Source organism: Arthrobacter sp. TJ-240, assembly GCF_058269195.1.
Window position 1 is genome coordinate 688,402 of record NZ_JBZCNG010000002.1, and the last position, 21,975, is coordinate 710,376.

The window sequence follows — 21,975 nt, forward strand, 5'->3', positions numbered from 1 at the left end:
CGTGGCGCAGGTCACCCGGCAGGAAGCGGACATCATGGCAGCGACGATCAACACCTACCTCAGTTTCAAGGACACCGCGGCGCAGGCGATGGAGTTCTACCGCTCCGTGTTCGGCGGGGAGCTGCAGAGCAGCACCTTCGGGGAGTTCCAGATGAGCGAGGACCCGGCCGAGCAGGACAAGATCATGCATTCGATGCTGACCACGCCGTCGGGTCAGGTGATCATGGCGGCCGATACACCGAACAGCATGGAGTACACGCCGCCGGCCGGGCACTCGATCTCGATCAGCGGTGACGACGACACCGAGCTCCGCGGGTACTGGGACGCCCTCGCCGGCAGTGGCAGCGAGATCCTCCCCCTGTCGGAGTCGCCCTGGGGCGACAGCTTCGGCATGTGCGTGGACCGCTTCGGCGTCACCTGGATGGTGAACATCGCGGGGACGGGGGCTCGCGGGCAGGAGGCCGAGGAGGGCGCGTCGAGCATCGCCTGAGGTCAGTCCCGGGAGCGGGCGCCGAGCTCCAGCGTCGGCTCGTCGGGCGTGGAGAGGGTGAGCACGGCCTCCTCGATGCGCTCGTGGTCCTCGATGTCGCGCTCGACGGCGCGGAGGGCCACGGCGACGTCGCGCTCCACCCGGTCTCCCACCAGGTCGACCGCAGCCACGAGGTACAGGCGCTCCGGTCCGACGTATTCCAGGTGCAGGTAGGTCACGCGGTCGATGCTCGCGTGCGCGCCCAGGCGCTGGGCGACCGATGCGAGCAGGGCGGGTGACACCGCCTGGCCCACGAGGAACTGACGGTTGCGGTTGATCAGGATCACGGCGATCACCCCGAGGAGCACGCCCACGAGGATGGACCCGATGGCGTCCGGTGCGGGCGAGCCCGTGAGCTGGTGCAGCAGGATGCCGAGGAAGGCGATGAGCAGGCCGAGGAGTGCTGCCGCGTCCTCCGCGAAGACCGCGCGCAAGGTGGGGTTGGAGGTCGTCGACACGCTCTGCAGCGTGCTGGTGCCCCGCTCCTGCCCGGCCTTCCGCGCCTGCCGGAAGGCCTGCGTGAACGAGATGCCCTCGAGGACGAGGGCGATGGCGAGGACGGCGTAGGCGATGCCGTAGTCGCCTGCCGGCTCGGGCTCGAGCAGTTGCTGTATCCCGTGCGTGATGGAGACGACCGCACCCGCGGTGAAGAGCCCGAAGGCGGCGAACATGGACCAGACGTACGCCTCGCGCCCGTACCCCATGGGGTGCGAGCGGTCGCGGTGCCGCCGTGACTTGCGTTCGGCGACGAGCAGGAAGATCTGGTTGCCGGTGTCCGCCCACGAGTGGGCGGCCTCGGCCGTCATCGAGGCGGAGCCGGTGATCATCGCCGCGACCGTCTTGGCGCCGGCGACGAGGAAGTTCGCGATGAACGCGATGATGACGGTCACGGGTTTGTCGCCGCCCGACGACCCCTGCCGCTCATCCTCCCCGGGGCGGGTGCCGTCACCCGCCTGCAGTGCCGTGTTCTTCATTGCCGTCCTTCTTGCCGTCCTCATTGCCCACCTTCCGGGAGGGCGGGCGACGGGAGGGTGCGCTGTCGGCCGCACCCTCCCGTCGCCCTCGTACTGCTTCGACCTACTTCGACGCTTCCTTGTTCACGTCGGTCGGCGAGTCGAACTCCCGGTCGGGGAGGTTCTCGAGCGTCCCGAGGACGGCGTCGTCGGCGCCCTTGTCCTTCGCGTGCTTCACGAGGTCCTCCCTGGAGGCCGGGTACTCCATGCCGCCCAGTGCCTTCTGGATATCGATCGGACTCGGATCTGCCATGTGGTGCTCCTTCGTGTCGGTTCGTTCTCCTGAAGTGCTCCCGCGGCGGGAGCACCGTCACTGGCCCAGGATCACCCGGGCAGCGTCTGTGTCACGGTCCGTCACCGTGGTGGGCGCCTCGAGGTGCACGGCGCCGGACGGGATGATGCCCGCCCCGCCGTACCGCTCCATGACACGCCACTGGGCCGCGACGTCCTCCCCGGCGTGCCCGGGCGGCAGGCGGTCCCAGAAGTCGAAGCCCCCGCACTCCACGAGGGCCTCCCGGTCGAACAGGACGCAGCCGCCCACCCAGGCAACGCGGTAGAGCCTCCATCCGCCGGGCGGGATGGTGAGCTCGGCGGCGGCGTGCGCCAGGTTGGCGGCGTTGTGCAGCGGCCAGCGCGCGAAGCCCTCGGTGTCCGGGCGGATCCGTTCCGGGACCACCTCGTTCCCGGGCCACAGCGCCAGTTCGGTCCGCTCGTGTGGTCTGCGGTCGCCGAGGTAGGACAGTCCCTGGACGGCCGAGCCCACGAACCCGCACCGCGCCTCCCGCAGTGCCCGGCACAGGCGGTCCAGCGAGCCGGGCTCCAGCCAGACGTCGTTGTCGAGGAACAGGACGAAGGGCGCCCGCGCCAGTCCCAGCAGGTAGTGCCGGTGCTCGGCGAGGCCGCGGCGTGGCAGGTGGCGTTCGAGCTGCACCGGCCGGCCCTGGGCTTCGAGGACCCGCACCATGGCGCGGACCGCGGGCTGTACCCACGACGCCGTTTCCCCCTCCGTCTGGTCGCTCACGATCACGCGGAAGGCCACACCCTCCTGCGCCGCGAGGCCCGCGAGCGTCACGGCGAGTTCCGCAGGACGCCCGAAGGACGGGATGAGCACGTCGACGGCCGGCTCGTCCGCCATCGCGTCCAGCGCCCACTCGCCCGACCAGCGCGGGGTCACGGTGCGCCCTCCCCTCCGGATGCGGACCGGATCCTGCGGACGACGGCCGCGGTGGAGCGCTCCGGCACGTAGTCGAGAATGCTGACGCGCCCGCCGCAGGCCTCGACGGCCGGTGCTTCCTCGAGCATCTGCGCGGTGTAGTCGCCGCCCTTCGCATACACGTCGGGCCTCAGCAACTCGATGAGCGGCACGAGGGTGTCCGTGGCGAACACGGTCACGTAGTCCACGCAGCTCAGGGACGCGATGATGCCCGCTCGGTCCGCGATCGGGTTGATGGGCCGGTCGGGGCCCTTGAGCCTGCGCACCCCGGCGTCGTCGTTGAGCGCGACCACCAGCACGTCGCCGAGCTGCTTGGCCTGGTTGAGGGAGCGGGTATGCCCGCGGTGCAGCACGTCGAAGCACCCGTTGGTCAGGACGATGCGCTTGCCGGCGGCGCGGTCCTCCTCGACCCTCCGCAGGAGCTCCTGCGTGGTCAGCGCGGTGTCGGCGACCTGCTGCAGGTGACCCGTGAGGTCCGCCGTCGTGCACACGGAGGTGCCCGGCCGGTGCACCACGACGTCCGCGGCGGCCTGCGCGAGGTCGAGGCTCGTGGTGAGCGGCAGGCCCGCGGCGCGCGCGGCGGTCAGGGTCGCGACGAAGGTGTCCCCCGCCCCGGAGGCCTGCCGCTCGGTCGCCGGCCGCGCCCAGGTGCGGTGTTCCTCGCCGTCCTGCCCGAGCAGCACGGTGCCGTCCCGGTCCAGGGTCACCACGACGGCGGCGGCGTTCGTCGCCGCGAGCAGTTCGTCCCTGCGGGCGGTGACGGTCGCGGCCCTGTCGGAGCGCGGGTCGAGGCGGACGGTGAGGACCTGCGCTGCCTCCTGCGCGTTCGGCGTGACGATGTCCGGGCCGAGCTCCGACCACGCAGCGGTGTCGTGGGCGTCGACGACGACGAGCGGTCCCGGTTCCGCGCCGAGGGCCCGCCCGAGTGCCGCACGGACCTCGTCGCCGAGCGCCCCGGAGCCGTAGTCGCAGACGACGACGGCGTCGGCACCGGCGACGGACCCCTGGACCGTGGCGGCCAGCGCGGCGAGGGCCGAGGCGGGGAGCCCGTCGTGCGTGTCGTCGAGACGGAGCATGACCTGGTCGCCGCCGAGGATCCGGTACTTCGTGGTGGTGCCGACCCGGGGGTCCTGCAGGAGGTGGGTGGTGTCGACACCCGCATCCTCGAGGATGCCGCGCAGCCGTCGCCCGGCGTCGTCGGCGCCGATCAGGCCGCACATGCGCACGTGCGCGCCGAGCGCCGCGAGGTTCATCGCCGTGTTCGCCGCGCCACCGGCGGCGTAGTCGCGCCGCGTGATGTCCACGACCGGCGCGGGCGCCTCCCGGCAGAAGCGCTCGATGGTGCCGCTCCACCAGCCGTCCAGCATCGCGTCGCCGATCACCGTGACGGCCGGCGCGCGGTCGGCGATGGCCGCGGGGACCCAGGCGGCGAGGCCGCGGACCTCCGCGAGGTCGTCCGCGGCGTGGTCGGCCCGGGGCGCGGTGCCTCCCGTCCGGTCGGGGTGGTCGTGCAGCGCGTCGTCCATCACAGGCCCTGCTGCGGAGGGGAGCTGATGTGGACCACCTTCACGAGGGCGAACTCGTCGAGCAGCTCGGGACCGTAGCCGAAGCCCGCTCCGCTGATGCCGCGGGGCTGTGCCGATCCGCCGGGCGCTCCGCCGAAGACGGCGTTGACCTTGACCGTGCCGACCGAGAGCCCGGCGATGGCCTGCTGCGCATGGGCGATGCCACCGGTCAGCACGGAGGCCGCGAGACCGTACGGGCCGGCTGCGGCGAGGCGCAGGCCCGCCTCGAAGCTGTCGACGACGGTCACGGGTGCCACCGGGCCGAAGGTCTCCTCGGTCATGACGGTCATGGCGTCGGTGCAGCCGGTGAGCACGGTGGCCGGGTAATGGGCGCCCGGGCCGTCCGGCACGTGCCCGCCCTCGAGGCACTGCGCGCCGAGGCCGAGTGCCTCCGACACCTGCCCGTCCACGAGATCCCGCATGCGGCGGTCCACGAGCGGGGCGAAGTCGCCGCTCGTGTTGCGGTGCCGTGCCTCCTCGGTGAGGGCGGCGAGAAAGGGCTCGGCGATGGCCCGGTGCACGTAGATGCGTTCCACGGACGTGCAGATCTGCCCGCTGTTGGCGAAGGCACCGAGCGCAGCCTGGCCCGCGGCCCACACCGGGTCGACGTCGGCGTCGACGATCAGGGGGTCGTTACCGCCGTTCTCCCGGATGACGTGCGCCCCGGTGAGCGAGGCCGCCCGGGCGATGCGCTCCCCGGTGGCGCTCGAGCCGACGTGCGCGAAGACGTCCACGCCCGTCTCCATGGTGATCATCTGGCCCACGCCGGCACCGCCGGTCAGGGTGGTGAGGACACCGTCGGGGAAGGCCGGCTGCAGCAGGCGCCCGAGCAGCTCCCCCACGTGGGGACACCGCTCGCTGGGCTTGTGGAGAACGGTATTGCCCGTGACGAGAGCGGCGCCGATGAGCCCGGCAGCCACGGCCACGGGGTCGTTCCACGGCGTCAGGAGTGCGGCGACCCCGCGCGGCTCGGCGACGGTGTAGTCGGTGGCGGTGACGGCTCCGCGCAGGCTGAGCCCGCGATGCACGGGGCCGAGCTCCGCGTACTGCTCGAGCGTGGCGACCCCTGCCTCGACGCCGCCGAGGGCATCGCCGAACGGCTTGCCGGTCTCCCGCGTGTTGAGTTCGGCGAGATCGCGGGCGCCGGCGCGCAGTGCCGCGGCAGCGGTCCTGAGGGCCGCCCCGCGGTCGGCGGGGCTCGTGGCCGCCCACTCGGGCTGCACGGTCCGCGCCAGGGAGACGGCGAGCGCCACCTGGTCCCGGTTCGCGGAGGGCAGCGTGCCCACCTCGGTCCCGTCGCGCGGGTCGAGGATGGTGAGGGAGCCTTCGTCCTGCACGTCGAGCAGGGGGTGTGCCTCGGAGTTGATGGACATTGCGCTCCTTGGTGTCGTGTCGTGTACCGCCGCGGCGTTCTCCGGCGGCACGCCTACTGGTCCCGTACCCGCCTCCGGTGCTTTCACACAGGGCCCCCGCCGATTTCTGCACCGCCTCCGTGCGGTCATCAGCACGCTTAGCATATGGTGGCACGAGGATGAGCAGCGGGTCTCCTGTTCCCGGCGGCGGCATTGACAGCGCGGATCACGCCTGCCGGTGACGTGCCGCGGGACGGCCCGCCGCGCAGGGACCGCGATCAGCGACGGGACGGGGAGAACGTGACAGGGCAAGGGAACACGACGGCGGATTTCGGCGGGCGGCAGGATGCGGCGAGGGCGGTGGGTCCGGTGCTCGCGCCGTTCGAGGGCGTCCGGAGGATCGCCGTCCTGCGCGGCGGCGGCCTCGGCGATCTCATGTTCGCCCTGCCCGCCATCGCGGCGTTGAAGAGGCGCTACCCGGAGGCCGCGATCACCCTCCTCGGCATGCCCGGCCACGCAGCGCTGCTCGAGGGCAGGCCCGGCCCGGTGTCGACGGTCCTGGAGCTGCCCGTCTCCCCCGGTGTCCGCCCCGGCGACGAGGATCCGCAGGCCGTCGAGGCGTTCTTCGCCGCGATCCGCGGGACCTTCGATCTCGCCGTGCAGCTCCACGGCGGCGGCCGCAACTCCAATCCGTTCCTCCTGCGGCTCGGGGCCCGGCACACCATCGGCACGCGCACGCCCGACGCCGTGGCGCTGGAGCGGACCATCCCCTACGTCTACTACCAGCACGAGGTGTTCCGCGCCCTGGAGGTGGTCGGGCTGGCCGGTGCGGTGCCGGTGGACCTCGAACCGCGGGTGGAGGTCACTCCGGCGGAGATCGCCCGGGCCGCGGACCTCACGGGCGGGGGCGCCGTCGTCGCCCTGCATCCCGGGGCCACGGATCCGCGCAGGAGGTGGCCGTCGTCGTCGTTCGCGGAGGTCGCGGTGCACGCCGCGGCGGACGGCGGCGAGGTGGTGGTGGTCGGGGACTCCACGGATGTCCCGGCCGCCGAGGAAATCGTGCGCCTGGCGCTCGAGCAGGATCCGACGGCGGACGTCCGCTCGCTCGCCGGCCGGCTGAGCCTCGGCGAGCTGGCGGGGGTGCTGGCACGCAGCGCGGTGATGGTCGGCAACGACAGCGGGCCCCGGCACCTGGCACAGGCCGTCGGCACCCCGACTGTCGGCGTCTACTGGATCGGCAACGTGATCAACGCCGGGGCGATGGGGCGCAGCCTCCACCGGGTGCATTTCTCCTGGGTCACGCAGTGCCCCGTGTGCGGGGTGGACGTCACACAGGTGGGCTGGACGGCCGAACGCTGCGAGCACGACGACTCGTTCGTTGCGACCGTCCAGCCCGACGCCGTCTACGCGGACGTGGCCGAACTCAGGGCCACGAGCCTTCTTCTGCGTGGGCGATGACCATCTCGCGGATCTCGCAGCTCTTGGGCTGCGAGAGCGCGAAGAGGATCGCCTCGGCCACGCGCTCGGGGTCGTTGAGGCGTGAGTCGTCCTGCGGCTTGTACTGCTCGTCGCGATCGTCGAAGAACCGGGTCTTCATGCCGCCGGGGATGATCGTGGTGACGCCGATCTGTCCCGCGGTCTCGGCGGCCAGTGCCTGCGAGAAGCCCATGACACCGAACTTCGAGGCGCAGTAGGCCGTCGCGTCGCCCACGGCCTTGATGCCGAGCGTGGAGGCGATCGTGACCACCCGCCCGTGCGTCTGCTTCAGGTACGGCAGGGCTGCGCGCGCGGTCGACGCGGTGCCCATCAGGTTCACGCCGATCACCTTCTCCCACTGGTCCGCGGGCACGGTGTCGAGCGCCCCGCAGCGGTCGATGCCGGCGGCGGTGACGACGGCGTCGAGCCCGTCCATCGTCTCCGCGGCCTCCCGGACGGCCGCCTCGACGGCCTCGCGGTCGGCTACGTCGACCTCGAACGCCTTGACGCCGGTCACGCGGCTGATGTCGCGGTCGAGCACCACGGGGGTGCCGCCCGCAGCGAGGACGCCCTGCACGATGGCCGCGCCGAGGCCGGAGCCCCCGCCGGTCACCAGGACGCGTCCCGGGTTGAAGCCGCTGCCTGCCGGGCTTGCTGTCGTGTTCTCGGTCATGTTGTTCCTTTCGTTGCGTTGCTCCCGGCCGGCTGGATCGGGCCGAGTGCGTCTCTGCAGCGCGTCAGCCGACTCGGGCGAGCGCGGCTGCAAGTTTCGTGGTGGAGCGGGCCGGGATGTAGGGGACGGTGACCGTCCTGCCGCCCCAGCTGCTCACGAGGGCGGCCTCGGGCAGGTCCTCGGCCGCGTAGTCCCCGCCCTTGACCCAGATGTCGGGCTGGAGGCGGGAGATCGCGTTCTCCGGCGTCGATTCGCCGAAGACGAGCACGGCGTCCACGCATTCGAGGGCGGAGAGCAGTTCGGCCCGGTCCTCCTGCTTGATGATGGGCCGGCTCTCGCCCTTCAGGCCCCGGACGGACTCGTCGGAGTTGAGGAGGACGATCAGGCAGTCACCGAGCTGCCGGGCGGCCGCGAGGGTGCGGGCATGCCCCGCGTGGAGGAGGTCGAAGCAGCCGCCCGTCGCGACGACCGTCCCGCCGGCTTCCCGCGTGCGGCGCGCGACGTCCAGGGCGTCGATCCCGTCGACGGGCAACTGCTGCGGCGCTTCCAGCCGACGGCCCATCGCGCTCACGCCCCCGGAGCCGAGGAACCGCGCGGCGGCCTCCGTGGCCTGCTGGGCCGCGGCGTCGATGGGTTCGCCTGCGGCGAGGCCGACGGCGAGCGCCGAGGCGAACCGGTCACCCGCGCCGCAGGGGTCCGTGGCGTTGATCTTCGGAGCGGGGACCACCTGCGGCAGGAGGCCCGCCGCGGCGACGAGCGCCCCGTGCTCCCCCATGGTGACGAGTACGGCACGGCTGCGCCATGAGGCGAGGAGGACGTCGGCGGCGGCCGCGGCGGCGCGCGTGCCCGACCCCTGCAGGTCCGCGAACCGGAGCGCCTCGCCGATGTTGGGGGTCACCGCGGCGACACCTGGGACGGGCTGGGCACCCGCCGGGTGCGGGTCCCAGACCACGGGGGTGGTCCCGGCAAGTGCTTCGAGCCGCGTACGCAGTGCCTCGTTGGCGAGGAGCCCGCGCCCGTAGTCCGCGACGACGACGGCGTCGGCGCCGTCGAGCGCCGCCAGCATGTCCTCCGTGCAGTCCGGGGCAGGGGGCGTCGCGCAGCCCTCGTCGAACCGCACGACGGGCTGTCCGGACGCCCGCACGCGGGTCTTGACGGGGGTCGGGGCGCCGGAGGGGCCCGCCACCACGGTGATGCCCTCGAGTTCGGCGCGCAGCAGTCCCGCGGCGTCGTCCTCCCCGAGCACCGTGACGAGGACCGCCTCGTGGCCGTCGGCCTCGAGCATGCGCGCCACGAGCCCCGCACCGCCGGCGCGGCGCCGTACGGCGTCGACGTCCACGACCGGCACGGGCGCGTCCGGTGACAGGCGCCCTGCATCGCCCGAGAGGTCCGTGTCGAGCAGGACGTCCCCGACCACCACGATCCTCATCGCTGCTCCTCCTGGCGGCGGCGGCGCACCTCGGCGTCGAAGGCCCGGCAGATGGCGTGGAGCGCGATCAGGTGGCCCTCCTGTGCGTTGGCGGATTTCGCGTCGATGGCCACGAAGTCGTCCACCCGCTCGGTCAGCGGGTTCGGGCCTGCAGCCGTGAGCGCCCACGTGGTGACACCGGCCGCCCGGGCCGCGTCCACCGCATGGAGCAGGTTGGGGCTCTTGCCGCTCGTGCTCAGCAGCAGGAGGATGTCGCCCCGGCGCCCGTGCGCGGTCACCTGGCGGGCGAACATGTGGTCGAACCCGTAGTCGTTGGCGATCGCCGTGACGGCGGAGCTCTCCGCGTGGAGGGCGATCGCGGAGAACGGCTCGCGTTCGCCGTCGAACCGGCCCACGAGTTCGGCGGTGAGGTGCTGGGCCTCGGCTGCGGATCCACCGTTACCGGCGGCGAGCAGGCGTCGGCCCGCCATCAGCCGGTCCGCCATCTCGACACCCCAGCCGGCGAGGGTGCCGACGTTCTGCAGGAGGGACTCGATGGCGGGGGCGACGGACCGCAGGTGGTCGGTCACGATGCGGCGGGACTCCGCATCGGGGTGCGCCGGACCCCCCTGCGCGCCTGCGGTGTGCGGACTGCGGACGGGCACCGCGGGATCCGCGGTGCTGACGGTGCTGTCGTTGCTGACGGTGCTGACGTCGGTGATATGAGTGGTGGTCACAGTGCCCTGCCTCCCGTGCTTTCGAGTCGACGCGCGGCATTCCGCCGCGCTGTGGCCGGCTGTGCGGGCGCTGCCGCGCCCAGGGCCGTCTGGTATGCCTTCTCCGTGTCGGCGGCGATCCGGCTCCAGGAGTAGCGGGCCTTCACGCGGCGGTAGCCGTTGGCGCCGAGTTCACGGGCCCACTCGGGGTCCGACACCACGTCGTCGACGGCCGCCGCGATGGCCGCCGGGTCCTGCGGCGGGACGTGGAGGCCGGTCTTGCCGTCCACCACGGTGTCGACGAGGCCACCCACGGCGGCGGCGATCACGGGGACGCCGCATGCCATCGCCTCGAGCGGCACGATCCCGAACGGTTCGTACCATGGCGCGCAGACCACGGCGTCGGCGCTCCGCAGGACCGCCGGCATCTCCGCCCGCGAGACCTGCCCCCGCAGCACCACGCGGTCGCCGACGCCCAGTTCGGCCGCGAGCGCGGTGAGCCGCTGCGCCTCGGGATCCTCCTCGAGGCTCGCCGAGTTGCCGGAGCCGCCCACGATGACGAGCTCGACGTCGTCGCGTCCCCGGGTGGAGAGGTCGGCCATCGCGCGGATGACGAGGTCCATGCCCTTGCGCGGCACGAGCCGTCCCACGCTGACGATCCGGTGGGCGCGCCCGCGCTCCTCGACCGGGCCCTGCGGGCTGAACAGCTCGAGGTCCACGCCGCAGGGGGCGATCGAGACGCGGCTGCCGGGCACCCCCATGGCCTTGAGCTCGAAGACCTCGTCGGAGCAGGTAGCGACGATCCGGTCGGCGCTGCGGCCCACCATCGCCTCGAGCATGAGCCGCTCGGACGGACTGGTGTCGTCACCGCCCTGGTGGCGGCGCTTGACCGTTCCGAGCGCATGGAACGTCTGGACCACCTGCACGGGGCGGCCGGCGCTGCGGGACTGGCGGGCGGCGTCGAGCGCAGCGATGCCGGACATCCAGAAATGCCCGTGGACGATGTCCGGTGCGTCCTCGCCCCAGTCCTCGACGATGCCCTCGGCGAGTTCGCTCATGTAGGGCAGCAGCATGTCCTTGGGGACGCTCCGGACCGGGCCGGCCGTGATGTGGACGACCTCCAGCCGGGGGTGCGTCCGCACCCGGTCGGGCAGGGCGGCGTCGTCCCGGCGCGTGTACACCGTGACGTCGTGGCCGCGCCGCGCCAGTGCGAGGGACAGCTCGGCCACGTGGACGTTCTGCCCTCCTGCATCGACGCCGCCCAGTGCTGCGAGCGGGCTGGCGTGCTCGGACACCATCGAGATCCTCACAGCGCTTTCCTTTCTGTTGCGGCCAGGACCCGGTGCTGCTGGGGCACCCGCGCCAGGACGTCGTCCCAGTCCGCGAGGAACCGGGCGAGTCCGTACCGTGCGAGTGCCGCTTCCCGTGCGACGAGTCCCCTGGCCCGGGCCTCGTCCGGGTCCTCGATGAGACGCGCGGCCATCCGGACGAGGTCGTCGATGCTCGTCGAGATCGCCCCGGCCTCGGGTGGCACGGCGCGGGCGGCCTCGGTCGTCGCGAGCGCCAGCACGGGGAGTCCCACGTGCATCGCCTCGAGGAGGGAGAGTCCGAGGGAGGTCCACCGGAGTGGGTGCACGTAGGCGCGCGAGCGCCCGAGCCGGGCGTGCAGGCGTGCCGTGGGGAGGTCGCCGCCGATCCGCAGCTCCCCCGGGCCGAGGTCCAGGGCGTCGGCGAGCCGGTCCGTGCCCATGCCGAAGACCTCGAGCGGGGCCACTCCCGCGAAGCGCGGGAGCAGGTCCGTGCCGGTGACCCGGCCGCGCCGGACCGGTTCGTTGATGACGGCGGCGAGCTGCTCGAGTTCCCCCGTGTAGAGGTAGCCGGGGTCGACGATGCCGTGCTCGATCACCGTGGTCCTCGCGACGCCGTTGTCCCAGAAGAGCTCGTTGAAGTGCGTCACGTGCACCACCGGGATGTCCGTCCGCTCGGCCAGGGGGTGCACCGTGCCGACGATGTCGCGGCGCGGGGTGTTGTGCTCGAGGAAGACGGCCGGCAGGTCCCGTCCCGGCGTGCGGCCGAGGAGGCGCTCGCACTCCGCGATCTCCTCGATGCGCTGCAGCACGACCACGTCGATGCCGGCGTCGGCGAGGTCGTGGGGTGCCACCTCGATGACGGACGCGGGCCAGTCGCGGCCCGCCCGGCCCAGTCCCCAGGCCCCGCCGTCGGGCGTGGTGGGCAGCACATACGTGTGCTCACCCCTGACGAAGGCGTCGGTCCACCCTCCGTGGACGTGCCATAACAGGATCCTCATCGGTTTCCCCTCGTTGTTCTGCGGCCGTCGGTGCGGCCGATGCTGCGGCGTGAGCCGAGTGACGACACTCCGGAGCTGAGCCGGAGCACGGCGTCGACGACGTCCTCGGGCGAGACGGTGGACAGGCAGGGGTGCCCCTGGACGGGGCAGATCCGGGCCCTGCTGAGCGCACAGGCGGCGTCCTGGTCGCCGAGCAGTTCGACGGGGACGCGGTACGGCGCCCACCGGATCGCCGGCACGACCGGCGAGAACAGGCAGACCACCGGGGTCCCCACCGCCGCGGCGAGGTGCGCCGGGCCGGTGTTCCCCGTGATCACCACCGAGGCTCCCGCGAGGACCGAACCCAGGGCCGCGAGGTCGGTCCGGCCGCCGAGGTCGAGGGCCTCCGGTCCGGCGACGGTGGAGGTCAGGTCGGTCTCTCCCGGCCCGCCCGTGACGACGACGCGGAACCCGGCGGCCGTGAGGAGTTCGACGGCGGCGGCGTGGTGGAGCGGCGGCCAGGCGCGTGCGGGCACTGACGCACCGGGATGGACGACGACGTACGGCCCCTTGCCCACGAGGCCGGACGCGTCGGTGAGACCGGTGACCTGGAGCCGTCCGTCGTCGTCGGCCGGCAGGGCGTAGCCCGCGGCCTCCGCGATGCCGAGCGCGCGCTCGGCCTCGGGCTGGTCCTCGGGGAAGTCCTCGCCGGGCTTGAGCCGGACGTCGAGGAGCGAGCCGGCGTAGTCCACGGAGGCACCCGCGATCCGGCGGACGCCCGCGAGCCGGAGCAGCAGCGCGAGGGGCAGGGGCGACTGGTGGAACGAGGTCAGCAGCACCGCCTCGTCGACGCCGAGGGCCACCACGGCGTCGTGCAGCTCACGCACGAGTTCCGGGGTGGGCTCCGGCGCGGGGTCGATGATCCAGGGCGCGGACCACGTGAGCACCTCGACGACGCCCGGCAGGAGGCGGGCCGCGGCGGCGCCCTGCGGGCCGCACAGCATGACGACGTCGTTCGGGGAGTCGCCGTGGTCCCCGGCGGCGACGGCGCGGACGGCCGGCCCGGCGAGCAGGACATCGCCGGCGCTGTCGAGGCGGGCGACGAGGACGCGCCGCCTCACGGGGTGCCCGCCCAGAGGGTCTCGACGGCCTCCGCGAGGTCCCGGGCGACGGCGGGGGCGTCCCGGATCTCCTCCTCGAGCGTGATGTCGGTCGGCACCAGCACGCCGCGGGCACCGGCGGCCGCGGCGGCGCCCATGTCCGCCCCGATGTCGCCGATCACGGCGACGTCGGTGGGGTCGAGGCCCAGCCGTGCACTGGCGGAGAGGACCATGCCCGGGCCGGGCTTGCGGCACGCGCAGCCGTCGTCGGCACCGTGCGGGCAGACCTCCCACACCGCGAAGGGACCGAGCAGGTCCTCGACGCGGGCGTTGACAGCGTCGACCTGCTCCCGCGTGACGTAGCCGCGGGCGATGCCCGACTGGTTGGTGACCACGCCCAGCGGGATGCCGCGGGAGCGGAGACCGTCGAGCACCTCGCGGGCACCCGGCATCGGTTGCACGAGGGAGGGGTCGCCGTTGTACGGGACGTCCACGACGATGGTCCCGTCGCGGTCGAACAGGACCGCCTGGGGGGCTGTCCGCGGGAGTCCGGCCGAAGTATGCATACAGGCTTAGTGCCCGAGAAGAAGCAGTACTAAACACTTCATGCCGAACTTCTTCTCCTCGGCCCCCCGCGATGCCGGCCCCGGGGTGACGCCTGAACCTCTGGCAGGATGATTTGCATGACTTCCGAGGGCACCACCGCCACGGGCACCCGGCCCGCCGCATCCATCGCGATCCCCGCCTCGACGCCGGCACCGGACGGGCGTCCCGAGATCCTGGCCCTCCGCGCCCTGAAGCTCGGCGACCTCCTCGTCGCGGTGCCCGCCCTCAAGGGACTGCGCCGCGCGTTCCCGGAGCACCGCATCCTCTACGCCGCGCAGGAATGGCTCCGGCCCGTCGTCGGCCTCACCGACGCCATCGACGACCTGCTGCCCACGCACGGGCTCGACGATCCCCTGCCCATCGAGCACGGGCGGATCGACCTGGCCGTGAACCTGCACGGCAGCGGGGGTGAGAGCCGGGGACGCCTCGAGGAGATCGGCGCGAAACGGCGGATGGGCCACCGCTCCCCCGGCTGGGACGGGCCCGAGTGGCGGGACGGCATCCTCGAACGCGAACGCTGGGCGTCGCTCGTCTCCTGGCACGGCATCCCCGCGGACCCCCTCGACTGTCGCCTCCGCGTACCCGACGGCGGGAGCCCGGCACCCGACGCCGTGGTCATCCACGTCGGGGCTGCCTATGGAAGCCGTCTCTGGCCCGTGGAGCGTTTCGCCGAGGTGGCGCGCACGCTGGCCGCGGCCGGGCACCAGGTGCTGTTCACGGGCAGCGCGAAGGAGCGTCCGCGGGCGCTCGCCGTCGCCGACGCGGCGGGCCTGCCCGAGGATGCCGTGGCGGCGGGACACCTGCCGCTGGATCGGTTCGCGGGCCTGATCTCCGGTGCGTCCCTCGTCATCTCCGCCGATACGGGCGCAGCCCACCTCGCCTCGGCCTACGCGCGGCCGTCCGTGGTGCTGTTCGGGCCGGCCCCCGCGTCCGAGTGGGGTCCGCCACCCGGTCCGCACACCGTGCTCACGGACGAGTCGCTCCGGGTCGGCGAGACGTTCTCACCCACCCCGGACCCTGCCCTGATGGCCGTGACGGTGGAGCAGGTGCTCGCGGCGGCCGCCGACCACGGGATCTCCTAGCCGGGACCTCCTGGCCGGGACCTCCTGGCCGGGATCTCCTGGTTCCGGCCGGAGCGCGACGCCGGACGGCGCTCGCGCTCCGAGGCGAGGGCTCAGGCGATGCCGGTACGCGGGGCGCGCCGCTCCGGCCCGGCGGGCGCGCCGAGGAGCCGCTTCTGCAGTTTGACCAGGATGCGCGCGAGGGTCCTCGAGACCTGCATCTGCGACATCCCGAGCTCATCGCCGATGCCCTGCTGGGTCTGCTCCATGAAGTAGCGGCGGTAGAGGAGTTCCTTCTCGCCGGCGTCGAGTTCGTTGACCGCGCCGCGCAGGGAGATCATGTCGTCGCTGCGCTCCATGCCGTTCGAGTCGGTCGCGAGCGTGTCGGCCCAGCTGCGTCCCTCGAAAGGGGCGTCGAGCGAGTCCGGGCGCAGGCTCGAGGAGGAGGCCTGCGCCTCGAGGATCTTGCTCTCCGGCCAGCCGAGCTCCAGTCCCAGCTCGCGCGCGGTCGCATCGCGCCCGAGGCGCTGCGCCATGGCCGGAGCCGCCCGGGCGATCTCGGTGCGGAGGTCCTGGACGTCGCGGGGAGGGCGGACCACCCAGCAGGAGTCCCTGAGGTAGCGCTTGATCTCGCCGGTGATGGTCGGCACGGCGAAGGAGGCGAACGGAACCCCCCGTCCGGGGTTGAAGCGCTGGACGGCCTTGATGAGCCCGAGGTACGCGACCTGCCGGATGTCCGAGGCCTCCGGCCCCGAGGACGCGAAGGAGCGTGCGACCGATTCGGCGATGTCCATGTGCCGCAGGGCGATGTCGTCCTGCAGTGCCGCCTTGAGCGGACGCCCGGGGTACGCATGGCCCGGCTCGTCGCCGTCGGTCGCGGGCTGCGGGGCGGCGGTAGTGGGCATGCTGTTCTCCGTCAGGCGTTGGACACTCACGCCTCTCAACAAAACATCAGTCTGCTTAGTACGCAAGCCCTTTTTTCCGCCCGGTCGCTTTCGCGGGGGTCTTCCCATCCCCGGACGGGACAGGTACAAGAACGCCTCGGTACCGGTGGCGGACAGGAACGGAAAGAGCCCCTTGCCGGACGGCAAGGGGCTCGGAGAACAGCTCCGGCTCGGAGGGGTCAGGTCAGCAGGGTCGCTGCCGGGCCCCCGGCGCCCGGGCCCTCGAGTGCCACGCTCCCCTGGGCGCCGGCACCTCCCGCGGTCCAGTTCAAGCGGGGCGCACCGAGTTCCCGGATGACCCTCTGCAGGTGGTTGCGCAGCTCTTCCGACACGAGCCCGCCGCCGGCCACGAGGGTGCGCTCGATGTCCGCCGCCGCGTCGAGGACCTGGCGTCCCGCGGGGGAGATGGAGACGGTGTGCGAGCGCCTGTCGAGGTCGTTCCGCACGCGCGTCACGTGCCCCCGGGCCTCGAGGCGTGAGAGTGTCTTGCCCATGGTCTGCGCCTGCACCCTGACGATCTGGGCGAGACTCGCCTGCGTCATGGCCCCCTGGTCCGAGAGGACCCCGAGGGCGATCACGCCCGCGTGCGTCACGCCGATACCGACGAGCCGCTCGTTCCAGGCATGCTCGACGAGACGCGCCGCCGTGGTCAGCAGGCGGCCCGTGGGCCATTGCTCCAGATCGGGCATGGACGGTGCACTTCCTCTCGCTCGCAGATCCGGTGCCATCTTCGGCGCCGGATCTCACCCTATGATAGCTAGGCCGGCTACCCGTATTAACCGGGTCGGCGCCGACGGTCCTTGCAGGAGGCTGGTCCGCCCCTCCTGCCGTCCGTCGGCACGCCACCCCGTCGAACCTCAGGAGTATGCATGACGCAACGACTCGCCACCGGTGATCGTGCCCCCGACTTCACGCTTTCGGATGCCGATGGCAACCAGGTGACGCTCTCCTCGTTCAGGGGCGGGGACGTCGTCGTGTACTTCTATCCGGCGGCGGCCACGCCCGGGTGCACCACCGAGGCGTGCGACTTCCGGGACAACCTGGCCTCGCTGGGTGCGGCCGGATACCGGGTACTCGGCATCTCCCCGGACCCGGTGGGGAAGCTGGCCGCGTTCTCCGAGCAGGAGTCGCTGACCTTCCCCCTGCTGTCGGACGAGGACCACGCCGTCGCGGAGGCGTACGGCGCCTGGGGCGAGAAGAAGAACTACGGCAAGACCTACGAGGGCCTCATCCGGTCGACGGTCGTGGTCGACGGCGAGGGCAGGGTCGCGCTCGCGCAGTACAACGTCCGGGCGACCGGTCATGTCGCGAAGCTGCGGCGGGATCTCGGCATCGACGGCTAGGCGCCCGCGACCGCCGATGGAGGGCAGCGATCCAGCCCTCCATCGGCGATACAGTGGAGGAGACGAAACGGCCCTCGGGCCGCCGCGCGCGAGTGGCGGAATTGGCAGACGCGCTGGATTTAGGTTCCAGTGTCTTCGGACGTAGGGGTTCAAGTCCCCTCTTGCGCACCATCGGTAGTAGCAGCACCATCCCAGGAGCCCCGCCGGGCGCCCGACCCGGCGGGGCTCTTGCGTGCCCGGGCAGGCTTCCCGCCAAGATCGCACCCATCCGTCCCTCCGGGGCATCCGAAGTACCTCCGAGACATCGACACGATGTGTTTCACCGAAAACCACAGACCACAGGCGCCCTTCCAGGGTGCCCCGTACGGAGGACATCTCATGGAAATCACCAAGCGCAGGAACCTCTCGATCCTCGGCATCGCAGCAATCTCGATGATGAGCCTGGCGGCCTGCGGCGGCGGCGACGAGGCAGCGTCCGAGTCCCCGGCGAGCAGCTCCGCCAGCGAGAGCAGCATGGCCGGCGAGAGCAGCATGGCCAGCGAGTCCGCGACGCCGGAGGCCAGCATGAGCCCGTCCGCCTCGGCCGACGCGGCCATGGACCCGGCAGCAAACCTCGTCGGTCCCGGCTGCGCCGGCTACGCCGAGACGGTGCCCTCCGGTGCCGGTTCGGTCGAGGGCATGGCCCTCGATCCGGTGACCACGGCTGCGTCGAACAACCCCATCCTCACGCAGCTGACCGCTGCCGTGACGGGCGGACTGAACCCCGACGTCGACCTGGTGGACACCCTCAACAGCGGTGACTTCACGGTCTTCGCGCCGGTCGACGACGCCTTCAAGGCCCTGGACCCCGCAACGGTCGAGACCCTGAAGACCGACTCGGCGATGCTCTCGAGCATCCTCACCTACCACGTCGTGCCCGGCAAGATCCAGCCGGCCGAACTCGAGGGCACCACCCAGACCACCGCTCAGGGCGCCACCCTCGAGGTCACCGGCTCCGGCGATGCGCTCAAGGTCAACGACGCCAACGTCATCTGCGGCGGCGTCCAGACCGCCAACGCCGTCGTCTACCTGGTCGACGGTGTCCTCACGCCTCCCGCAGGCTAAGGACCGAACACGTCCCTGACGCACACCTCTGACGTGCTCAGGGCAACGGACGGACCCCCTCACCTCGTGAGGGGGTCCGTTCGTGTCTCCGGCCCGCTCCGGGTCCCGGGCCGGGCGGGCAGCACCATCGCCTAGACTTGAGGCTCAGAAACCCGGACCGTGTGGGACCGGGATCCACCGCCCTTCGGAGACCCTGACTGTGAAGACCCCTGCCCCGCGTCGCATCCGCCACGGACGCGTCCGCCGCGGCGCTCTGCCCCTGGCGGCCGGCCTCGCGGCGGCGGTCTCCCTGGTCTCCTGCACGGCGGGCGAGGTCTCCCCTCCCCAGCCCTCCGCGACCGCGACGACGGCCCCTGCCGAGGACGCGTCGACGTTCACGTTCGGCACGGCGGCCGACCCCCGCACCCTCGATCCGGCGCTCGCCAACGACACGGAGTCCTACCGCGTGTCGCAGCAGATCCTCGAGGGCCTCGTGGGCGTCGACCCACTGACGTCCGAACCGACGCCGCTCCTGGCCGAGGCGTGGGAGGAACAGGACGACGGCCGGGCGTACGAGTTCACGCTCCGGAAGGACGTCGTCTTCCACGACGGCCGGCCCTTCGACGCCGAGGCCGTGTGCGCCAACTTCGACCGCTGGTACGACCTGCCCGCCGCGACCCGCGCCGGCACCTCCCGCCTGCCGTTCGAGAACGTGTTCAAGGCGTTCTCGGACCGGCCGGACGTCAGCCTCTACGAGGGCTGCACCGCGACGTCCCGGTACACGGTGGATCTGCGGCTGCAGGGGAGGATCACCGACCTCATCCCGGCCCTCGCCGCCCCGGCGTTCGCGATGTCCTCCCCCGCAGCGCTCCAGGCGGGGGCGGCGGACGAGCTCGGCGAGAACCGGGACGGGACGGCCATCTCCCGGTACGGCCTGGCCCCGGTGGGCACCGGGCCCTTCCGCCTGGTCTCCTGGCTGCCCGGCGCGGTCGACCTCGACGCCTTCGGCGAGTACTGGGGGGAACGCGGCGAGGTCCGGAAGGTGGCCTTCACCACCATTCCGAACCCCGACTCCCGGGCACGCGCCCTCACGTCGGGGCGGATCGACGGCTACGACTTCGTCAGCGTGGACAGCGCCGTCGACCTGGCCCGCAACGGACTCCAGTTCCTCCAGCGCGACCCGTACTCCGTGCTGTACCTCGGCATGAACCAGGCGTTCCCGGGGGTCGACGACGCCCTCTTCCGCCGGGCGGTGGCGCACGCCGTGGACAAGGACGCCCTCATCGACGGCCGCTTCCTCAACGGGACCAAGCCGGCGCGACAGTTCATCCCCGAGAAGCTCGGCGTGAGCAACGACTCCGTGCAGAACTACGGGCACGACCTGGACCGCGCCAAGGAGCTGCTGGAGGAGTCCGGGTACGACGGGCGTGAGCTCCCCTTCTACTACCCCCGGAACGTCTCGCGGGCCTACCTGCCCTCCCCAGAGAAGGCGTACGCCGAACTCAGCCGCCAGCTGACGGAGGCGGGCTTCAACATCAAGCCCATGCCCGTCGAGTGGAGCGACGGCTACGTGGAGACGGTGCAGGCGCCCGGCGACCGGGCCTTCCACCTCCTCGGCTGGAGCGGGAGCTACGAGGACCCCGACAACTTCGTCGGCGCGCTCTTCGGCAACCGCACCGACGAATTCGGCTACGACGACCCGCAGCTGTTCAGCAAGATCAACCGGGCCCGCGGACTGCCGGACGGCGAGGACCGGTCGGAGGCCTACGCGAGCATCAGCTCCCAGATCGCAGGCCGGATCCCCGCCGTGCCCCTGGCCTTCCCCATCTCGGCCCTGGCCATGAGCGCCCGCGTGACGTCCTACCCCGTCAGCCCGGTGATGCGGGAGGTCTTCAACCGGATCGACCTCGCGGACGCCGAGCCCCTGCCCGAGCCCTCGGACTGAGTGGCCGGGCCGGGCGGACCCGTTGGACGGACGGGCGGCCGAAGGCGTGGCGCTTCCCGCTCCCCCGACCCCTGCGGATTTAGGGAGTGTCACTGTCAGCGGCTAGGATTTCCCTGCTACGACCTCGTGACTGGAGACAACGTTGACCACTAGTAATCTGGGCGCCCCCGCCAGGACCACCGACGTCGTGCTGATCGGCGGTGGGATCATGAGCGCAACGCTCGGCGCGTTCCTCCGGCAGCTCCAGCCCGAGTGGGACATCTCCCTCTTCGAGCGGCTCGACGTCGCCGGACTCGAGAGTTCCGACCCCTGGAACAACGCCGGCACCGGCCACTCCGCCCTGTGCGAACTGAACTACTCCCCCGCGGGCAAGGACGGCTCCGTGGACCCGGCCAAGGCCGTCGCGATCAACGAGCAGTTCCAGGTGTCGCGGCAGTTCTGGTCGCACATGGTGTCCGAGGGTCACATCGGCGATCCCCGCACCTTCATCAACCCCGTGCCGCACATGAGCTTCGTCTGGGGGCAGGCGAACGCCGGGTACCTGCGCCGGCGCTACGAGGCGCTCAGCGCGCAGCCGCTGTTCCAGACGATGCAGCACAGCGAGGACCACGACACGATCGCCGGCTGGACCCCGCTCGTGATGAAGGGCCGCAACCCCTCGCAGCCCGTCGCCGCGTCCAGGGTCGAGGGCGGCACCGACGTCGACTTCGGCGCCCTGACGCGCCAGCTCACCGAGTACCTGGAGGGCACGGGGGTCGACCTCCACTACGGCTTCGACGTGCTCGACGTCGCCCGCGCCACCGATGGCCGCTGGGACGTCAAGGTCAGGAACAGGGCAACCGGCCAGACCAGCACCGTCACCACGAAGTTCGTCTTCATCGGTGCCGGAGGCGGAGCCCTGCACCTGCTGCAGCGCAGCGGCATCCCGGAGGGCAAGGGCTTCGCCGGCTTCCCCGTCTCGGGCCAGTTCCTCCGCTGCACCGATCCCGACGTCGTCGGCCAGCACAACGCCAAGGTCTACGGCCAGGCGTCGGTGGGCGCACCGCCCATGTCCGTGCCGCACCTCGACACGCGCTTCGTCAAGGGCGAGCGCTCGCTCCTCTTCGGCCCGTACGCCGGGTTCTCCACCAAGTTCCTCAAGCGCGGCTCCTACCTGGACCTCCCCACCTCCATCCGCACCTCGAACCTCGTGCCGATGCTGGCGGTCGCCAAGGACAACATGTCCCTGACCAAGTACCTCGTCACCGAGGTGCTGAAGAACCGCGACGCCAAGAATGAGGCGCTCACCGATTTCCTCCCCTCCGCCGACGGCGGCAGCTGGGAACTGATCTCGGCGGGCCAGCGTGTACAGGTCATCAAGAAGGCCCCCAAGAAGGGCGGCGTGCTGCAGTTCGGCACCGAGGTCATCACCTCGGCGGACGGCACCGTCGGCGCCCTGCTCGGCGCCTCCCCCGGTGCGTCCACGGCCGCTCCGATCATGGTGGAACTGCTCAAGCGGTGCTTCCCCGACCGCATGACCGGCTGGGAGCCGAAGCTCAAGGAGATGCTGCCCGGGTACGGGGTCCGTCTCAACGAGACCCCCGCCCTGGCCGGCGAGGTGCAGACGCTCACCGATCGGGTGCTCAAGCTCAAATAACGACGGCGGTGCCGGACGACCGGAC

21 protein-coding genes and 1 tRNA gene are annotated in these 21,975 nt (G+C 72.1%); 8 read left to right on the forward strand and 14 right to left on the reverse strand.

Annotated elements, in window-relative coordinates:
• Nucleotides 1–34: 34 nt before the first annotated feature.
• A complete protein-coding gene (locus tag AC4D2C_RS07965) occupies nucleotides 35–490 on the forward strand; it encodes a VOC family protein (RefSeq protein WP_490914052.1) in 456 nt (151 codons plus the stop codon).
• Between the two features lie 2 nt (nucleotides 491–492).
• Here the strand turns inward: AC4D2C_RS07965 and AC4D2C_RS07970 are convergent, their stop codons facing one another.
• From AC4D2C_RS07970 to AC4D2C_RS07990, 5 genes are all read right to left on the reverse strand, one after another.
• Nucleotides 493–1,503 (reverse strand): cation diffusion facilitator family transporter, encoded by a 1,011-nt coding sequence (locus AC4D2C_RS07970; RefSeq protein WP_490913922.1) that lies wholly within the window; start codon nucleotides 1,501–1,503, stop codon nucleotides 493–495.
• A 103-nt stretch (nucleotides 1,504–1,606) separates the two neighbouring features.
• Complete coding sequence (locus AC4D2C_RS07975; RefSeq protein ID WP_490913924.1) at nucleotides 1,607–1,795, reverse strand: DUF2795 domain-containing protein; 189 nt, start codon at nucleotides 1,793–1,795, stop codon at nucleotides 1,607–1,609.
• A gap of 57 nt (nucleotides 1,796–1,852) precedes the next feature.
• Complete coding sequence (locus AC4D2C_RS07980; RefSeq protein WP_490913926.1) at nucleotides 1,853–2,716, reverse strand: glycosyltransferase; 864 nt, start codon at nucleotides 2,714–2,716, stop codon at nucleotides 1,853–1,855.
• Nucleotides 2,713–4,281, reverse strand: coding sequence for a PfkB family carbohydrate kinase (locus AC4D2C_RS07985; protein WP_490913928.1), 1,569 nt, complete (start codon nucleotides 4,279–4,281; stop codon nucleotides 2,713–2,715). Before AC4D2C_RS07985 ends, AC4D2C_RS07980 begins: the two co-directional genes overlap by 4 nt.
• Nucleotides 4,281–5,693 carry an aldehyde dehydrogenase family protein gene (locus AC4D2C_RS07990; RefSeq protein ID WP_490913930.1) on the reverse strand — a complete coding sequence of 471 codons (1,413 nt, stop codon included), beginning with the start codon at nucleotides 5,691–5,693 and terminating at the stop codon, nucleotides 4,281–4,283. The genes AC4D2C_RS07985 and AC4D2C_RS07990 overlap by 1 nt, the downstream gene beginning before the upstream one ends.
• A 279-nt stretch (nucleotides 5,694–5,972) precedes the next feature.
• Here AC4D2C_RS07990 and AC4D2C_RS07995 point away from each other — a divergent pair, with 279 nt between their 5' ends.
• Nucleotides 5,973–7,130 (forward strand): glycosyltransferase family 9 protein, encoded by a 1,158-nt coding sequence (locus tag AC4D2C_RS07995; RefSeq protein WP_490913932.1) that lies wholly within the window; start codon nucleotides 5,973–5,975, stop codon nucleotides 7,128–7,130.
• Here the strand turns inward: AC4D2C_RS07995 and AC4D2C_RS08000 are convergent.
• From AC4D2C_RS08000 to AC4D2C_RS08030, 7 genes are all read right to left on the reverse strand, one after another.
• Nucleotides 7,096–7,821, reverse strand: coding sequence for an SDR family oxidoreductase (locus AC4D2C_RS08000; RefSeq protein ID WP_490908860.1), 726 nt, complete (start codon nucleotides 7,819–7,821; stop codon nucleotides 7,096–7,098). The genes AC4D2C_RS07995 and AC4D2C_RS08000 overlap by 35 nt on opposite strands.
• A 64-nt stretch (nucleotides 7,822–7,885) precedes the next feature.
• Nucleotides 7,886–9,250, reverse strand: coding sequence for a PfkB family carbohydrate kinase (locus tag AC4D2C_RS08005; RefSeq protein WP_490913934.1), 1,365 nt, complete (start codon nucleotides 9,248–9,250; stop codon nucleotides 7,886–7,888).
• Nucleotides 9,247–9,822, reverse strand: coding sequence for a D-sedoheptulose-7-phosphate isomerase (locus tag AC4D2C_RS08010; RefSeq protein WP_490914054.1), 576 nt, complete (start codon nucleotides 9,820–9,822; stop codon nucleotides 9,247–9,249). The genes AC4D2C_RS08005 and AC4D2C_RS08010 overlap by 4 nt, the downstream gene beginning before the upstream one ends.
• 140 nt (nucleotides 9,823–9,962) lie before the next feature.
• Nucleotides 9,963–11,255: a glycosyltransferase gene (locus AC4D2C_RS08015; protein WP_490913936.1), complete on the reverse strand. Its 1,293-nt coding sequence runs from the start codon at nucleotides 11,253–11,255 to the stop codon at nucleotides 9,963–9,965.
• Complete coding sequence (locus AC4D2C_RS08020; protein ID WP_490913938.1) at nucleotides 11,252–12,253, reverse strand: glycosyltransferase; 1,002 nt, start codon at nucleotides 12,251–12,253, stop codon at nucleotides 11,252–11,254. The genes AC4D2C_RS08015 and AC4D2C_RS08020 overlap by 4 nt, the downstream gene beginning before the upstream one ends.
• Nucleotides 12,250–13,353: a glycosyltransferase family 9 protein gene (locus AC4D2C_RS08025; RefSeq protein ID WP_490908855.1), complete on the reverse strand. Its 1,104-nt coding sequence runs from the start codon at nucleotides 13,351–13,353 to the stop codon at nucleotides 12,250–12,252. Before AC4D2C_RS08025 ends, AC4D2C_RS08020 begins: the two co-directional genes overlap by 4 nt.
• Nucleotides 13,350–13,898: a D-glycero-alpha-D-manno-heptose-1,7-bisphosphate 7-phosphatase gene (locus AC4D2C_RS08030; RefSeq protein ID WP_490908854.1), complete on the reverse strand. Its 549-nt coding sequence runs from the start codon at nucleotides 13,896–13,898 to the stop codon at nucleotides 13,350–13,352. The genes AC4D2C_RS08025 and AC4D2C_RS08030 overlap by 4 nt, the downstream gene beginning before the upstream one ends.
• 117 nt (nucleotides 13,899–14,015) lie before the next feature.
• Here AC4D2C_RS08030 and AC4D2C_RS08035 point away from each other — a divergent pair, with 117 nt between their 5' ends.
• A complete protein-coding gene (locus tag AC4D2C_RS08035; RefSeq protein ID WP_490913940.1) occupies nucleotides 14,016–15,020 on the forward strand; it encodes a glycosyltransferase family 9 protein in 1,005 nt (334 codons plus the stop codon).
• A 92-nt stretch (nucleotides 15,021–15,112) separates the two neighbouring features.
• On the opposite strand, the gene AC4D2C_RS08040 is transcribed toward AC4D2C_RS08035, so the two are convergent.
• Both AC4D2C_RS08040 and AC4D2C_RS08045 read right to left on the reverse strand, forming a co-directional pair.
• The gene (locus AC4D2C_RS08040) at nucleotides 15,113–15,904 is read right to left on the reverse strand and encodes a sigma-70 family RNA polymerase sigma factor (protein WP_490913942.1); all 792 of its coding nucleotides are present in this window, start codon (nucleotides 15,902–15,904) and stop codon (nucleotides 15,113–15,115) included.
• 218 nt (nucleotides 15,905–16,122) lie between these two features.
• On the reverse strand, nucleotides 16,123–16,632 hold the full coding sequence (locus AC4D2C_RS08045; RefSeq protein ID WP_490913943.1) for a MarR family winged helix-turn-helix transcriptional regulator: 510 nt from the start codon (nucleotides 16,630–16,632) through the stop codon (nucleotides 16,123–16,125).
• A gap of 180 nt (nucleotides 16,633–16,812) precedes the next feature.
• Between AC4D2C_RS08045 and bcp the strand changes: the two genes are divergently transcribed.
• From bcp to AC4D2C_RS08070, 5 genes are all read left to right on the forward strand, one after another.
• Nucleotides 16,813–17,286 (forward strand): thioredoxin-dependent thiol peroxidase, encoded by a 474-nt coding sequence (gene bcp, locus AC4D2C_RS08050; protein ID WP_490913945.1) that lies wholly within the window; start codon nucleotides 16,813–16,815, stop codon nucleotides 17,284–17,286.
• Nucleotides 17,287–17,372: 86 nt separating this feature from the next.
• Nucleotides 17,373–17,457, forward strand: a tRNA-Leu gene (locus tag AC4D2C_RS08055).
• A gap of 207 nt (nucleotides 17,458–17,664) precedes the next feature.
• Nucleotides 17,665–18,390: a fasciclin domain-containing protein gene (locus tag AC4D2C_RS08060; RefSeq protein ID WP_490913947.1), complete on the forward strand. Its 726-nt coding sequence runs from the start codon at nucleotides 17,665–17,667 to the stop codon at nucleotides 18,388–18,390.
• A 199-nt stretch (nucleotides 18,391–18,589) separates the two neighbouring features.
• Nucleotides 18,590–20,314, forward strand: a complete 1,725-nt coding sequence (locus AC4D2C_RS08065; protein ID WP_490913949.1) for an ABC transporter substrate-binding protein — start codon at nucleotides 18,590–18,592, stop codon at nucleotides 20,312–20,314.
• Between the two features lie 142 nt (nucleotides 20,315–20,456).
• Nucleotides 20,457–21,950, forward strand: coding sequence for a malate:quinone oxidoreductase (locus AC4D2C_RS08070; RefSeq protein ID WP_490913951.1), 1,494 nt, complete (start codon nucleotides 20,457–20,459; stop codon nucleotides 21,948–21,950).
• The last annotated feature ends 25 nt before the right edge of the window (nucleotides 21,951–21,975 follow it).

Coding starts and splice junctions, on each gene's coding strand:
- AC4D2C_RS07965 (WP_490914052.1), top strand. CDS start 35: ATGGCAGCGACGATCAACACCTACCTCAGTTTCAAGGACACCGCGGCG.
- AC4D2C_RS07970 (WP_490913922.1), bottom strand. CDS start 1,503: ATGAAGAACACGGCACTGCAGGCGGGTGACGGCACCCGCCCCGGGGAG.
- AC4D2C_RS07975 (WP_490913924.1), bottom strand. CDS start 1,795: ATGGCAGATCCGAGTCCGATCGATATCCAGAAGGCACTGGGCGGCATG.
- AC4D2C_RS07985 (WP_490913928.1), bottom strand. CDS start 4,281: ATGGACGACGCGCTGCACGACCACCCCGACCGGACGGGAGGCACCGCG.
- AC4D2C_RS07990 (WP_490913930.1), bottom strand. CDS start 5,693: ATGTCCATCAACTCCGAGGCACACCCCCTGCTCGACGTGCAGGACGAA.
- AC4D2C_RS08000 (WP_490908860.1), bottom strand. CDS start 7,821: ATGACCGAGAACACGACAGCAAGCCCGGCAGGCAGCGGCTTCAACCCG.
- AC4D2C_RS08005 (WP_490913934.1), bottom strand. CDS start 9,250: ATGAGGATCGTGGTGGTCGGGGACGTCCTGCTCGACACGGACCTCTCG.
- AC4D2C_RS08020 (WP_490913938.1), bottom strand. CDS start 12,253: ATGAGGATCCTGTTATGGCACGTCCACGGAGGGTGGACCGACGCCTTC.
- AC4D2C_RS08030 (WP_490908854.1), bottom strand. CDS start 13,898: ATGCATACTTCGGCCGGACTCCCGCGGACAGCCCCCCAGGCGGTCCTG.
- AC4D2C_RS08035 (WP_490913940.1), top strand. CDS start 14,016: ATGACTTCCGAGGGCACCACCGCCACGGGCACCCGGCCCGCCGCATCC.
- AC4D2C_RS08040 (WP_490913942.1), bottom strand. CDS start 15,904: ATGCCCACTACCGCCGCCCCGCAGCCCGCGACCGACGGCGACGAGCCG.
- AC4D2C_RS08045 (WP_490913943.1), bottom strand. CDS start 16,632: ATGCCCGATCTGGAGCAATGGCCCACGGGCCGCCTGCTGACCACGGCG.
- bcp (WP_490913945.1), top strand. CDS start 16,813: ATGACGCAACGACTCGCCACCGGTGATCGTGCCCCCGACTTCACGCTT.
- AC4D2C_RS08060 (WP_490913947.1), top strand. CDS start 17,665: ATGGAAATCACCAAGCGCAGGAACCTCTCGATCCTCGGCATCGCAGCA.